At 35.9% G+C, this 16,849-nt stretch carries 5 protein-coding genes; all 5 read left to right on the forward strand.

All coding sequences use genetic code 11. The features are described from left to right. The first annotated feature begins 71 nt into the window (after window positions 1-71). The 5 genes from KMW28_RS08170 to KMW28_RS08190 all read left to right on the forward strand — a co-directional run bounded on the left by KMW28_RS08170 (window position 72) and on the right by KMW28_RS08190 (window position 16,839). Window positions 72-8,855: an Ig-like domain-containing protein gene (locus KMW28_RS08170; RefSeq protein WP_169664648.1), complete on the forward strand. Its 8,784-nt coding sequence runs from the start codon at window positions 72-74 to the stop codon at window positions 8,853-8,855. 109 nt (window positions 8,856-8,964) lie between these two features. Further along, complete coding sequence (gene ttcA / locus KMW28_RS08175) at window positions 8,965-9,765, forward strand: tRNA 2-thiocytidine(32) synthetase TtcA (protein ID WP_169664647.1); 801 nt, start codon at window positions 8,965-8,967, stop codon at window positions 9,763-9,765. Window positions 9,766-9,908: 143 nt separating this feature from the next. Continuing rightward, the gene (locus KMW28_RS08180) at window positions 9,909-10,577 is read left to right on the forward strand and encodes a Crp/Fnr family transcriptional regulator (RefSeq protein WP_169664646.1); all 669 of its coding nucleotides are present in this window, start codon (window positions 9,909-9,911) and stop codon (window positions 10,575-10,577) included. A 341-nt stretch (window positions 10,578-10,918) separates the two neighbouring features. Next, window positions 10,919-15,352 carry a glutamate synthase large subunit gene (gltB, locus tag KMW28_RS08185; RefSeq protein WP_169664645.1) on the forward strand — a complete coding sequence of 1,478 codons (4,434 nt, stop codon included), beginning with the start codon at window positions 10,919-10,921 and terminating at the stop codon, window positions 15,350-15,352. Window positions 15,353-15,420: 68 nt separating this feature from the next. Continuing rightward, the gene (locus tag KMW28_RS08190) at window positions 15,421-16,839 is read left to right on the forward strand and encodes a glutamate synthase subunit beta (RefSeq protein WP_066208446.1); all 1,419 of its coding nucleotides are present in this window, start codon (window positions 15,421-15,423) and stop codon (window positions 16,837-16,839) included. Window positions 16,840-16,849 lie beyond the last annotated feature (10 nt).

Below are 16,849 nucleotides of genomic sequence, written 5' to 3' on the forward strand. Positions count from 1 at the left end.
TAAGTTTGAAGGAATAAAATTTACGATTTCACCAAACTAAACTTAATTTTTCTTAGTTGCTACTAATTTTTATGAATAACATCTACTCCCAAACGATAGTCAAACTATTTATTACTTGCTTTTTTCTAATTTCAAGTGCATTAATCAATGCTCAGACAGTTTCCTCTTTTGATATTAAATCAGGAGCTTCTGCAACCACAAATAGTGCTGTTATACCTTATCATTTACAAGGAACCGGTTTAGACACAAGTGCAGGTACTTTTACTGTGGAAAGAAATGGATCTGATATTACTTCATCTGTAGATATAGTTGTAAATCCAGATGGATCTGGAGATTTTTATGTTTATGTAATTTTAGGGGATGCCTATTTGGATGGAGCAACTTATGATATCAATTATAAAGAGGCTCCTGCAAATGAAGATGCAGCCACAACTGTAACCATTGATGACGCAGCTTCAAATTCTACACCTGTTTCAATACCTACTTTATCTCCCACCGTAGATTTAGGTTATTCTAATTCCGATTTAATAACAAATGTAGATCCTTTATTGTTTTCTGTGACGGCAACCACAGGAGAGACGGTTTACATCAAAAATAATTTAACTACTATTGGTACCGCAATTTCTACTGGTACTGATTTAATTGTAACATCCTCTTTGGGAGAGGGGACACATACAATTTATGCTTATTCTATTGATTCAGATGGTGATATTTCTTTTACCTCTACACCGGTTACTATTACTATTGATAAAACAGACCCTAGTATTGGCTCAACTGCCATTGCTTGGGCAGCCAATCCTACTAATGATACTGGTACTTCTTCTTCTGACCAAATAACTAGTAACACTTCTCCTGAAGTGACCGTGAACAACCTTCCAACAACTGATGTCTATAACGTGATTGTAGAAAGTAATATTGATGGTCAGGTGGGGTCGACAGTTATTTCAGGAACAACAGAAACAGTAAATTTAAGTGGTTTATCAAATGGAGTTCACACTCTTGTAGCTAAAGTGATAGATGATGCTGGTAATGAAAGTGGAGCATCAACTTCATTAGAAATTACAATAGATACAATAGCTCCTGATGCTCCAACTATTACATTAAAGAGTAGTTCGGATACTGGTAGATCAGATAGCGATAAAAATACAAACGACACAACTCCTACTTTTTCTGTTTTTGCTGAAGTAGGTTCATCAATTGAAATTAGAGAAAATAGTGCTACAAATGGAACAGCAACAAGTGTTGGCACAACCGATGTTACTGTTGGGTCTGCATATTCTATAAATGGTACCTATACTTTTACAGCTAGAGCAACTGATTTAGCTGGTAATACATCATTAGAATCAACCACTCCTGAAGTTGTTGTGATCAAAAATGTGACACTTTCAGGTATAACAGCACCAACTTTAGATGCTTCTACTAATTCGGGAAATACTGGTGATTGGATTACAAATTTCAGTTCGCCTATCTTAAATTTTACAGGGTTAAATACTGATGATTCAAAATATATTACTGTTACAAGTAATTTAGATGCTCTAAACGTGAACCACTTTGTGGATCCAGTTAATTCTGGAAATGAGGATGTAACCGTTTCTCCTGCTTTAGCTACTCAAGGTGTTCATCGTCTAACTTATTTCGTAGAGGATATTTATGGTAATAAAACTACTGATGCCTATGTTGATTTAGAATTTGATAATGTAGCTCCAAATGTACCTTCATTATCATTATCACCATCATCAGATACCGGAGATAGTAATTCAGATCTTAAAACTACAGATACCACACCTACATTTGATATTACTTCTGATTTCGGAACAACAATTACTTTATATGAAGGATCAACAGCTAAGGGTTCAATAACATCTACGGGATCAGATCAGGTGACCTCTTCAGTAATAGCCTCAGGGTCTACTTATAATTATTCAGCAACTGCAACAGATGTAGCTGGTAACGAGTCGGCAAATTCAAGTCCTACTATAGATGTGGAACTTCTTGTAGATAATTCTATTTCTGGCATTGTTGGTGTATTAAATAGCGGAACTGATTCTGGAGTAACCGGGGATCATAAGACCAATAATCAAACACCAAGTATTGATTTCACAAGTATTTCAACGACCAATAATCCTGATATTATTGTTGAAAGTGATATAGACGGTCAAGTGGCAAGGGTAGATGTTACAGGTGCAACACAAACAGTAGCATTATCTACTCTTTCAGAAGGTAATCATGTATTGACATTTTATTTAGAAGACGAATATGGTAATCAAGGAGCAAGTGCAACGTATAATTTAGAAATTGATATTTCCGCTCCAACTTTAACTTCAGTAACTATTGCTTCTGATAACACTGACCCAACAGTTGGGGAGAACAATGATATTGTCACTCTTGATTTTACTTCAAACGAAGATTTGATCACTACCAATATTGTTACGTTAGATGGATCTGCTATTACTCCAACAAATGTAGGTTTAGATTATACTGCAACTAAAACATTATCGGTGAATGGAATGTCGACTTATGCAGATGTAGTATTTAATATTAGTGTACTTGATGCTGCTGGAAACAGTGGAACTTTAGTAGCTGCGACAACAGATGCTAGTTTTGTGAAAATTTTTCCACCGATCGTTAATACAATAAATAATCCTTCAACAACAGAATTTTGTACAGGAAGTAATACCTTTTCTATCAATGGTGATACACCTACTGGGGGAGATGGAAGTACTTACACATTCGATTGGCAAAGAAACTTCAATGGAGGATCTTTTGCTTCTTTAAATTATACAGGTGAAGATTATACAGAAAATGCTACTCTAGCAGCTGGTACTTACATTTATAGAAGAGTTGTAAGTAGTGGGGGAGTGACTGTTAATTCATCTACAGATGTAACCATAACTATAAATACTGATATTTCTAATAATGTACTTACTGGACCTGCACAAACACAATATTGTGGATCAATTACTGGAGGTACACTAACTTTTTCAGGGTCAACTCCAAGTGGAGGTAATAGTACTTACTCTTATCAATGGGAAAAAAGTACGGATAATGGCGGGACATGGTCAACTATTGGTGGTTCTACAATTAACTATACAGAGTCTTCTAACATTACCTTAAGTGGTACAACATTGTATCGACGAGTGGTAAATAGTGGTCAATGTAGTAATACATCAAATCAGATAGCTATAGAATTATCACCTTCTGTAACAGGAATAAACATAACCAATGTTTCTGGAGGAACAGTTTGTATTAATGATGCTGTTGTTCTTATTGGTGGTGCCCCTTCGGGAGGTACAGGTTCTTATTCTTACCAATGGCAACAACAAGTGAATAATGGAGGCTACTCAAATATAATGGGAGCAACCTCTCAAAGTTATTTTATTAGTAATATAGCTAGTTCTGGGAATTATGATTTTAAGAGAATCACAACTTCAGGAAATTGTATTGTAGAATCAAATGTAGCTTCTGTAACTGTTCCAGTGGAACCATCATCTTATGTTACATTACCTAGTACTACTAACTATTCTGATTTACAGTCTACTCCTGTGAATTTAACAATGACAGGTCTTGGAAGTGCAACTTTTTACTGTTCTGGTCCAGGTGTTGTAAGTAACGGAAATGGTAACTCTTCAAATAGATTTATCCCAAGTATTGCTGGACAAGGTAATCATAATATCAATTATCATATTGTTTATGGTTCTTGTGAAAAGGTGGAAACAGTATCCTTTACGGTTTACGATGGTTCTAGTACATTTAATTTAGATCCACAATATTGTAGAGATGATCCTACAGTTACTATTCAAGCTATTAACCCTGCATCACTTACAGGTAGTCCAGCTCAATCAGATATTTCCTACTCAGGTACTGGTGTTGTGGGTGGAACTACTTTTGATCCTGATGTGGCTTGTGCAGCATTAGGTTTAAATCCTGGGCAAAGTGCCGATGTTGTAGTAACTGGTAGTTATACTGCTTCCTTAGTAAATTATAGTTTTGATCAATCAGTTACAGTCACAGAAAGTCACACAGCACGAATCAATATTGCATCAACAAGTTACTGTTTAACTGATGCTGATTTTCAGATTGATGTAATATTGGATAATGTTCAAAATGCTACAGATGGTTCATTTAGAGTAAATGGCGGATCTTTAAGGCCAAACCCTATTACAATCAGTCCGTCGTCTTTAGGAGATGGATCATATTATATTATATACACTTATTCTGATGCAAATGGTTGTGATGTTACTACTGATACCACAATTACCATTAATCCTTTGCCTCAAGTAAGTTATGATTATGTTAATCCTTCTGATAATGGAGACTTTTGTTTCAATCAAACACCAATAACTATTCAAGGTAAAGTAGGAGGAATGAATGTATCATCAGGTACCTTTAGTGGTAATCCTGGTTTAGTAGATAATGGAGATGGTACGGCTACATTTAATCCAACTTTAGCTGGAGGAGAATTATATGATGAAGATGAAGATTTTATTATCAATTTTGAATATACTGATCCAGTAACAGGTTGTACAAATGATTCAGATTCTATGGTGACTGTTTATGGGTTTGATGAAGTGTTTTTAGCTACAGATGCAGATGACTCTGTTTGTTATTCTGCTCCAATAGTTACATTTACAGCTATGGAGGGTTTAGCTCAATACGCACCCGGTGGAAGTTATTCAATAAATACCGGGGGATTAACTGATAATGGAGATGGTACGGCCTCTTTTGATCCTGAAGCGGCAGCAACTGCTGCAGGAGAGATTAGTACAGGAGATTATTCTCAACATATAGTAACATTTACATACAATAATTCATTAGGTTGTACTTATAGTATTAATGACACAATCTATGTGAAACCACTACCTGTAAAACCAGCTTTGGTGTCTTCAGTTCCAGAATATTGTTCTGATGATACTGGTTTAGGAAATATCCAAGTTTCTGGAGAAACAGGAGCTTCTTTTGTATGGTATTCTGATGATGCTTTAACTTTAGTCGAGAGTACAACGAATATCCTAACTCCAAACGATGCACCAACTGTAAGTAGTACTCAAGTTGTTACTTATTATGTTACACAAACTAGTGTAGATGGGTGTACAAGTGATACACTTCAAGTACATATTACTATTAATCCTAAACCATTAGCACCTGTACTTTCAACTGCTAATGTAACATCATATTGTTCTGGTGAAACCGTTGGACAAATGTCAGTTCAAAATCCTGGAGTGAATATTAAATGGTATACCTCTACCAATACAATAACACCTGTTGGTTTGGGAGATGATTTTACTCCAGTTATTAATACTAATGTACCTAGAGATACTACTTTTGTTTATTATGTTACTGAAACTACCAATGGATGTGAAGGGCCTGGCACAACATTAAATATTAGTGTATTTAAATCTCCTGATGCTCCAACATTTAACCCTGTTGCTGAGATATGTTCAGGAGGGGCACTACCTACAATTAGTGTTGCCACTGGCCAAAATGTGAATTGGTACGATGATGCTGCTAAAACAAACCCACCATTAAATCCAGCTTATACATTAGGGTATACACCTTCTTTCAATACAAATGTTCAAAATGATTCAATAGTTAGTTTCTATGCAACATCTACAGCAAGTGGATGTGAAAGTGTAACTGCACAAGTGGATATTATTATTAGAGCTTTACCAGCTTCGCCTTCATTGAGTGCTATTCCTATTTATTGTGAAGGAGAAACAATCGCATCGATTACAGCAACTGGAGAAGTAGGAGCCTCTTATGAATGGTTCTCTGATGAAACATTGACATCTTCAGTATCTACAAGTCAAACATATGATCCAATGATTAGTGCACCTAGTTATCCTACCTTAGATACTCTTAATTATTGGGTTGTTCAAGTAGTTGATGGATGTGTTTCCTTACCAACTAAGGTAGATATCCCTGTTTATCCAAATGCAGCAAAACCAACGGTAGATACTAACTATTTTGTATATTGTTCAGGTGAAACCATCAGTACTGTAAATGTTACTACAGGAAGTAATGTAAAATGGTATAATGAACCTACATTGTCGACTGTAATTTCTACAAGTACAACTTTCACGCCTATAGATCCAAATTCTGCAACTGATTACTCACAGGTATATTACGTTACTCAAACGGTCAATGGTTGTGAGAGTGATACTACTCAAGTAACAGTTATTATTAATAAAACACCTGATGCTCCTATTGTGAATGGAGATTTTGAAATATGTTCAGGTGATACCTTTACACAGTTTGCGGTTACAAATTCTGTCGATAATGATGTTACTTGGTACTCAGATGCTGGTTTAACTTCTGTAATCAGTAATAACCTAGCATATACTCCAACAGTTGGTACATCAGTAACTACGGAAACAACTTATACATATTATGTAACAGATACGCATTTAGGTTGTGAAGGTCCAGCTACACCAGTAACAATAACTATACATCCTCTTCCAGAATTAACAATGGTCGGATCATTAGTAGAGGATAGTGTTTATTGTCAGAGTGAAGGATTAGTGGGTGTGGGAGGATCACCAACAGGAGGTTCGTTTACCTCTCCAACAGGAGCGATTATTAGTCAAACAGGTTCAAACTTCTCAATAAATATGGCAGATTCTCCTTTAGGAAATCATGTTGTAAAATATATTTATACAAACGCAAATAACTGTTTGGATTCAACAGATTATGCATTTACAATTGTAGATGTTCCTGAAGTAGATTTTGGAACACAAGTATTGTGTGATACTAGAGAAGTTGTGTTAACTGATAGTACGATTATTAGAGATGCTTCACAGATCACACGTTGGGTCTACAATTTTGGTGATGAGGGTTCTCATACCATTACAGATCCTGCTTTAGCACAAACATATACACATCAATTTGCAACTGCAGGAGAAAAGAACATTACATTGACCATATTTACAGATCAAGGGTGTTCTGATGTATCTGTCACTAAGAGAATATTTATTGGATCACCTCCAACTGCAGATTTTAACTGGTCAGTTTCCGAACATCAATCAAATATGATTTTTGATGATATATCAATGCCTGCAGATAGAGATACAATTGCAAGTTGGGATTGGGATTTTGGTGATGGAAATTCACAAACAATTTTGGCCGATTTAAGTGATTTATCAGTGAATGGGTCAACCCTTCATCAATATCAAAATCCGGGTACTTATAATGTTGTTTTAACAGTAAATACATTAAAAGGTTGTTCTAAAATCTTTACAAAAGAAGCATTTGTCGTTCCAAGAATATCATTAGTAGATACCGATGATGAATACTTTGAAAACTTTGATTTAGATAATGGTCAGTGGGTTCCTATGGGTGATTTGAGTTCGTGGGAATATGGTCAAGCAGCAGGAGAAAATCTCATTTCTACTTCTAATGCTTGGGTAACCGATTTGACATCAAATTATCATCCTTTAGAAGATTCTTATCTAAATTCACCGTCATTCGACATTTCAGGGTTAGACCGTCCAATGGTCACTTTTGATATGCAATTGGATTGTGAGACAGGAATTGATGGTGTAGCTTTCCAATATTCTATAGATTCTGGTCAAACATGGCAGGTTTTAGGAGATACCAATGACCCAATCAATTGGTACAATAGTTCGAATATTAGATCAAATCCAGGTAATCAACCTTCTACTATTGCTCAGCCTGACCCAGTGGGTTGGACAGGTTCTACAGAGGAAGAAGGTGGTATATTTAGAGAAACCATTTCTATCCGACACAGTTTAGATCAATTCAGGGGAGTAGACAAGGAACACTTAAGGTTTAGATTTGCATTTAAATCAAATTCGGATTTAGAAGATGAAGGTGTTCTGATAGATAATTTCTGGGTTGGTAATAGAAGAAAAGCGGTAGTGATAGAAACAATGACAAACGCAGGAGAAGCATCAGTGAATAATAATACGTATCGATTAGATAGTGTTCTTGTTAATGAATTTAGCACTGACGTTATCGCTATTAATTATCATGTTCGCCAAGATGGAAGATCAGACTCATTAAATATTGATAATCCAGAACCACCAAGTGGACGTACTTTCCAATACGGAGTTTCTGATGCTCCAACGACAATTGTAGATGGTAATGCATTCTTAGGTTATACATTCGATTTCATAAATAATAAAAATTACAGTCGTCCGATTATGTCAAGAATTCTATTGGACCCAGAATTTGATATCTCACTTTCATTACCAGATGTTGGAGACCCTGATGAAATTGAGGTGACTATCACCGCAAATAAAGATTTTTCTTCAGAGGATACAGAAATTATTGTCCATCTGATAACGGTAGAGAGAGAAATTAATGGAATCGAAGTTTCTGAAGGTTTATATACACATAAAAATGTAATGAAATCGATGTCTCCAGCACCAGGTGCAGAAGGAACAAGTTTCTTGGGTAGATCATGGACTAATGGAAGCAGTGAAACATTTACAGTCCAATGGGATAACCCTCAGGTATATGATACGTCTCAAGCAGAAGTGATTGCTTTGGTTCAGAACAATGTGAATATGGAGATATTCCAAGCTATTCGAGTACCTGTTAGCCATTTAGTATCAACTGATCCAAAAGATGTGACCTCAATAGATTACAATGATTTAGAATGGAGTTTATATCCAAATCCTGCTTCTGATGTTGTTACTATTAAAGCTCCTCAAAATTTATCAAACTGCGAGTGGGTATTAACGAATGCTGAAGGTAGAAAAGTAACAGAGGGTGTCTTTACCGGCAATACCTATAAAATTGATGTAGATGATTTACCATCAGGTATATATATATTAAGACATACTCAAGGTGACAATGCAGTTGGGAATCCAATCAAATTTGTTGTTGGTAGGTAAAGGCTTCACCCAAAATGATTTAAACAGAATTAGATATAAATAATCATTAAAAATTTCCACAAGGGTACTTAAATCTTTTGATGTATCTTTGTGGAAATTTGATTTTAGAATGACGTTAACAATAGAACAAGTTAAGCTTCAAAAACGCTTACACAGAAATGTTTGGAAAGCCATATATGATTATCAGTTAATTGAAAATGGCGATAAAGTAATGGTATGTTTATCTGGTGGAAAAGATAGTTATGCCATGTTGGAAATACTATTACATATTCAATCCACCAAAAAGTTTGATTTTGAAATAATAGCAGTCAATTTAGATCAAAAACAACCTGGTTTCCCTGAACATATCCTTCCTGAGTATTTAGAATCGAAGGGTGTCAATTTTAAAATTTTAAATAAGGACACCTATTCAATAGTTACAGAGAAGTTAGAGGCAGGGAAAACAATGTGTTCTTTATGTTCTCGTTTAAGAAGAGGGACATTATACACGGCAGCAGAAGAATTGGGAGTAACTAAAATTGCCTTAGGTCATCATAGAGATGATATTATAGAGACATTTTTATTGAATATGTTTTTTAGTGGAAAGTTAGAGGCAATGCCCCCAATCTATAAAACGGACGACCAGAAACATATTGTTATTCGCCCTTTGGCTTATTGTAAAGAACGTGATATTGAAGAATACGCTCAAATAAAAAGCTTTCCTATTATACCTTGTAATTTATGTGGTTCACAACCAAAATTACAAAGACAGATGGTTAAACAGATGTTGAAAGAGTGGGAAAAAGATTATCCAGATCGATCTGAAGTGATTTTTAACTCCATTAAAAATGTTTCTCCTTCCCATCTTATGGATAAAGAATTATATGACTATAATTTATTTAAGATGATAGAGCCAGCGATAAAAAGCTAGGAAAATATAGATTAGATAGGTGTCTTCGGACACCTTTTTTTATATTTGACTGTTATAGAACGAGAAGATTTTTTGATAATACCCCGTAAAAAAGTATTTTAATTAAATCACCGTTTTAATGCTCTATCTTAAATAATAACCGAATGAGTGAAATATGGACCATGCATAATTTTGATCTTTATTCAATTTTATGTCCTACAAAACTTAAAAATTACTTTAAAACCAATGGTCTTACCTTTAAAAAAGGGGAGGTGATCTATTTTCCAGAAGATGATGAACAAAAGATTTACCTAGTTAGTAAGGGGAAGGTGAAACTTTGTACTTATAATCAAGAAGGTGATGAAGTAGTGAAACTTATCTTAACTAAAGGAGAGATTTTTGGAGAGAAAATCCTTTTAGGACAAAACACTCGCGATGAATACGCAATTGCTGAAGGTGATACAACCTATCTATGTTTATTATCTATTGATAAGATGCGAAATCTAATGAGAGATAATGAACGTTTTGGTTTATTCATATATAAGTTGATTGGGTTAAGAGTAAAAAAGATAGAGAGAAGATTGGAGATTTTAGTGTGTAAAGATGCAGAAGAAAGATTACTCGAGTTTATAAAAGATCTTTTTGATAATAAATTTGAGGATGATGAGACTATTAAACATCCCTATTCACAGAACGATATAGCCAAACTTATCGGTACATCGAGAGAGACTGTTTCTAAACAAATGAGCAAGTATAAGAAACAAGGTTGGATCGATTATACAAGGACTTCTATAACACTAAGAAATAAAGCCGCATTTTCAGAAATATTATAAGCTTTCACTGATTAAACCTGCTTCGATTTTCATCAAATAAAACGTAAAATATACAATTTTCTAACCCTTATTTATGTTGTTATATTTACAACAATGTTGATATATTTTGTCATAATCGCTGATTTGAATGCGAAATATTCATTAAAATGTATCATTTATTAATGATTTATTAAAAAATACTCTTATATTTGAGAGTGTTGTGAACGAAACTTTGGAAGGAGCAAATAATGACAAATAGATAGTAATTATTATTCTTAGTATATTAATAACAAGAGTTGCTATAGCTAACAACAGACCTCCAAAGTCCAAACTAATATCGAAAATCGGAAGACGCTTTATTTATGGAACACAGATTAACGGCCTTTAAGGACAATTGTGGTTTTGGTATGATCGCCAACTACAAAAACCAGCCCTCAAGGCAAATGACTTTAGACGCTATTGAAGCCCTTTCTCGAATGATCCACCGTGGTGCAATTGCCGCAGATGGTGTCAGTGGAGATGGTTCCGGCTTCTTATTTTCAATGCCAGATCGCTTCATGCGAAAAGAGGCGGAGATGAATGGAATTGACCTACCGCAACGTTATGCAGTAGCTATGATGTTCTTGACAGACCCAATGAAACAAAAAGAAGTATTCTCAGAGTATTGTGAAAGGAACGATTTAAAAGTTCTATTTACAAGAAAAGTACCTTTGAATACTGAAGTGTTGGGTAAACAAGCATTCGAATTACTACCTGAAATTGTACAGGCTTTTGTAGTTCCAAATGCTTTAATGTCTACAAAACGTTTCTCAGCGTTATTATATTTAACAAGAAAAGAAGTAGAACATGCTTTAAGAGATGATGAAGGGTTCTATATCCCATCTTTCTCTGAAAAAGTAGTTTCTTATAAAGGTTTGGTAATGCCAACCCACATCAAAGAGCTTTTTGTTGATTTACAACAAGAAGAATTTGAAGTGTCTTTTGCGGTATTCCACCAACGATTCTCAACAAACACACTTCCTCAATGGAGATTGGCTCAACCATTTAGAACTTTAGCTCATAATGGCGAGATCAACTCTATTCAAGCGAACAGATTTAACTTCTCTATAAAAGAAGAAGTTCTGAAATCAGACGTTTTTACTAAGGAAGAATTAGATAGAATTTTCCCAATCCTAGTTCCTGGCGGATCAGATTCAGCATCATTAGATAATGCATTTGAATTCTTGGTAACAGCAGGTATGGACTTTTTCCAAGCAGCAAGGTCATTAGTGCCTGCACCATGGCAAAACGTTCCGAACTTGGATGCAAAATTAAGATCGTTCTATGAGTATGCTGCAAGTAACTTTGAGGCATGGGATGGTCCGGCAGCATTAAATTTATGCGATGGTCGTCACTTAGGATGTATCTTAGATAGAAATGGTTTAAGACCAGCTAAATTTATTGTCACTAACGATAACAGAATTATCATCAGTTCTGAGTATGGTGTAATTGATTTAGAAGAAGATAATATCAAAGAGCAAGGTAAATTACAATCAGGTCAAATGATTGGTATCGACTTGCGCTATGGTACAATCTTAAAGCATAATGAAATTGATAACTACCTTAAAGAGGCTAGACCTTGGGGTAAGTGGATCCATGAGAATAGTGCTTATTTGATGGAACATGTAGACAAAAACTTCTTGTCTATGAGTGACTACAGATATGACGATATCGTAGATAAACAACGTTATCATAACTTTACCAATGAAGTATTGGAAGGCGTTGTTCGTCCAATGATCGAAACAGGTAAGGAAGATACAGGTTCTATGGGTGATGATACTCCATTAGCTTGTTTCTCAAACGTACAAAGAAACTTCACTGATTTCTTCCGTCAGAAGTTTGCCCAAGTAACCAACCCACCAATTGACCCTCTAAGAGAGAAAATGGTGATGTCGACAGCGGTAACTTTCGGTAGAAATAATAATGTTTTAATTGATGGGGCCATGAACGCACATCGATTGAAATCAATGTCACCAATTTTATCGTACGAACACTTTGATGTACTAAGAAGATTTGGTACGAAAGGTGATTCATTGTACGATTATCAATACAATTCTAAAACATTTAGTACAGCCTTCAACGTAGATTTAGAGAAATCTCTACATCGTTTAGGTGAAGAAATAGAAAAGTCTGTAAGAGACGAGGATACGGCAATCGTGATGTTAGATGACAGAGAGTTATCAAAATCTAAATTGTTAATTCCAATGCCAATGGCAGTAGGTTACGTAAGTAATCATTTAGCCGCTAAAGGGTTGAGATCTCAAGTATCTATCGTTGCAATTACAGGTGAGGTGTATGACTCCCACTCAGCAGCCGTTCTATTAGCTACCGGAGCAACAGGTATCTATCCATACCTGTTACTAGGTACAGCACTTCAAGTAGCAGAAAACTTAGGTGCAGATTCGTATATGACTCGTAAGAAAGCGTTAATTAAAGTTCAGAAAGCTTTAAATGCTGGATTATTGAAGATTATGTCGAAGATGGGTATTGCAACTATCGAATCATATCAAAATTCATCATTATTTGATGTGATCGGTTTGAGCAACTCTATCGTAGAACAGTGTTTCCAAAGAAGTGAAGCACTTATCCCAGGTCTTGATTTCTCAGATATTGAGGAAAGACTTAAAGCTTATCATAAATCAGCATACAAAACAAGGTTCATTAAGAAAATGTATCCTTTAGAAGTAGGTTCATTCTACAAGTATGCTGAAGGTGGTGAGTATCATGATTTTGCACCTACTGTGGCGAAAAGCTTGAGAAAGTTTGCTGTTACGGGTAGAGCAGAAGATTATGCTGATCTTAGAGATCAGATCAACAATAGAGGTCTACGTATGATTCGTGACTTCTTCGAATTCAAATCGGAACGTAAACCTATCGATATCTCTAAAGTAGAGCCTATCGAGTCGATTACAAAACGATTTACTTCAGCGGCCATGTCATTAGGTTCGATTTCACCAGAAGCTCACGAAGCTTTGGCGGAAGCGATGAACACCATTGGTGGTCAATCTAACTCGGGTGAGGGTGGTGAAGATCCTAAGCGATTCGGAACTATCAAGAACTCTAAGATTAAGCAAGTGGCTTCAGGTAGATTTGGTGTAACACCTCACTACTTGAGAAATGCTGAAGAAATTCAAATTAAAGTAGCACAAGGAGCGAAGCCAGGTGAAGGTGGTCAGCTTCCAGGTTCAAAAGTAACATCTCTAATTGCAGAATTAAGATGTACAATTCCTGGTGTAACGCTTATCTCACCTCCTCCACACCACGACATTTATTCTATTGAGGATTTAGCGCAGTTAATTTATGACTTGAAGCAAGTGAATCCTAAAGCTAGAATTTGTGTTAAGTTAGTATCGACTGCAGGTGTAGGTACAATTGCAGTGGGTGTTGCTAAGGCATATGCGGATAAGATCATTATCTCAGGTGCTGATGGTGGTACTGGTGCTGCACAATTAGGTTCAATTAAGTTTGCAGGTAACCCTTGGGAACTTGGTTTAGCTGAAGCACACAATGCATTAAAAGTAAACGGCTTAAGAGATTTTGTAGAAGTACAAACAGATGGTGGTTTGAAAACAGGTCTTGACTTGGTGAAAGCTTCAATCATTGGTGCAGAAAGTTTTGCATTTGGTACATCTCTACTAACAACAATTGGTTGTAAAATCTTAAGAGTTTGTCACTTAAATAAATGTTCTGTTGGTATTGCGACTCAATCGGAGCAATTGAGAGCATACTACATGGGTACTGTGAAAGGAGTAGTTAACTACTTACAAGCAATGGCCCAAGAAGTAAGAGAAATCTTAGCAGAACTTGGTTATGAATCAATGGATGAAATCATCGGTCAGACGCACTTATTGAAAGTGATTGATAATGATTTCGCTAAGAAGTTTGATTTCAAAGATGTTCTTTACTATGCTGAAGGTAAGAATATCAGAGAGAAGGATTCTAACGATCCATTCGATCCAAACGATTTCGAAAGAGAAATCTTAGATGAGTTGATGCCTGTAATTAAAGGCCCTCACTACAGAACAGTTCTTGAAAAAGAAATCGTGAATACCAACCGTAGTTTCGGTGCTAGAATTTCTGGTCAGATTGCCGAATTCCATGGTAAGAAAGGTTTACCAAAAGAATTGATTACTATCAATCTTAAAGGTACAGCGGGACAATCATTTGGCTGTTTATTGAGTCATGGTATGTTGCTTTCTTTAAAAGGTACAGGTAATGACTATGTTGGTAAAGGTATGAGTGGTGGACACATCATTATTACTCCAAAAGACGGACAAACGGAAGGTAGAAGTTTAGCAGGTAACACTTGTTTATATGGTGCTACAGGTGGTAAACTTTTCGTTAGAGGTCAAGTTGGGGAACGTTTTGCAGTCCGTAACTCAGGTGCTTTAGCAGTAGTAGAAGGAACAGGTGATCACCCTTGTGAGTATATGACAGGTGGTACTGTAGTTATTCTTGGTAAAACAGGTAACAACTTCGGTGCAGGTATGACAGGTGGTGTAGCCTTTGTTTATGATAAAGACAGCACATTTATCGATAAAATGAACCAAGAGTTGATTAAAGCAACTCGTATCGATACGGATGAAGGGGATGAAGGTAGATTCTACCTACAAAGAATTCTTCGTAGTTACTTGTTCAGAACAGGTTCAACGAAAGCGAAGCATATTCTTGACCACTTCCGTGAAGAGGTTCGTTACTTCTATATGGTAACATCTAAAGACATGAAATCTCCATTGAACCCAATGGAGGGTAATTAATAGATTATTGAGAAGGGGTTTAACTCCTTCTCGGATCATAATCAATACCTTACCAAAAAGAAATTATTATGTACGAGTTCACTAAAATAGAACGAATTACACCTACACTTCGCCCAGCAGATGAGCGTGTAGGAAACTTCGATGAAATAAATGAGGTGTACACTACCTCAGAAACAGCTTCTCAAGCTTCTAGATGTGTACAGTGTGGTAACCCTTACTGTTCTTCAGTTGGTTGTCCATTGAGTAACTATATTCCTCAGTGGTTAAGATTTATCGCTGAGAAAGATCTTGAGCAAGCATTTAAAATCTCTAATGAGAGTTCTCCTTTCCCAGAAATCTTAGGACGTATTTGTCCTCAAGACCGTCTTTGTGAAGGGGCATGTACTCTTAATGATGGTAATGATGAAGAAACAATTGGAGCAATTACTATTGGTTCTATCGAAGTTGCTATCTCAGAGAAGGGTTTTAAGAAAGGATTCAAACCAGAATTTGCAGATAAGATGACAGGTAAAACTGTTGCTATTGTAGGTTCAGGTCCTGCGGGTCTTAGCTGTGCAACTTTCTTATTAAGAGCAGGTGTTAAACCTGTAGTATTTGATAAGGCAGATAAAGCAGGTGGACTTTTAACTTACGGTATTCCTGGTTTCAAATTAGAAAAAGAAGCTGTAGAACGTAGAGTTGAATTGCTTAAAGAAGCAGGTATGGAGTTAAATCTAGGTGTTGATATCGGAAACGACATTACTCTAGATGAATTAAGAAAGAACTATGATGCTGTATTCTTAGGAATCGGTGCTATGGCAGGTAGAACTTTAGATGATGAAGTATACAATACGGATAACATCTATATGGCCGTTCCTTTCTTAACGAACATCCAAAAGAAAATTGAGGATAAGCAATTCGATAAGAAATACGATGTAGAAGGTAAAAGAGTAGTTGTAATTGGTGGTGGTGACACTGCGATGGACTGTGTAAGAACTTCTATTCGTGAAAAAGCAGCTAAAGTAACTTGTTTCTACCGTCGTGATGAAGAAAACATGCCGGGTTCTAGAAAAGAAGTGAGAGCAGCAAAAGACGAAGGTGTAGAATTCAACTTCTTGAAATCACCAAAATCGTTTGTAGCTGATGATAAAGGTAATGTGTACGGATCAAAATTCGTAGACATGAAATTATCAGAGCCTGATGCATCAGGTCGTCAAGCAGTAAGTGAAATTGCTGGATCTGAATCTATCGTTGAAGCAGATGTATTTATCCTTGCTTTAGGTTTCAATAACGAAAAACTTAAGTGGATTACAGATGCTGGTGTAGAAACTGATAAGTGGGGAGCATTAAAAACAGATGAAAAAGGACAAACGTCTTTAGAAAATGTTTTTGCTGGAGGAGATAGCGTTAGAGGTGCTGATTTAGTAGTAACTGCAGCATTAGATGGTAGAGAAGCTGCCATGTCAATTTTAGAATCGATTTTCGATGAAGAACCTGCTTCTGTTTAATTTAAACTGA

The organism is Flammeovirga yaeyamensis (assembly GCF_018736045.1).
GTDB lineage: Bacteria > Bacteroidota > Bacteroidia > Cytophagales > Flammeovirgaceae > Flammeovirga > Flammeovirga yaeyamensis.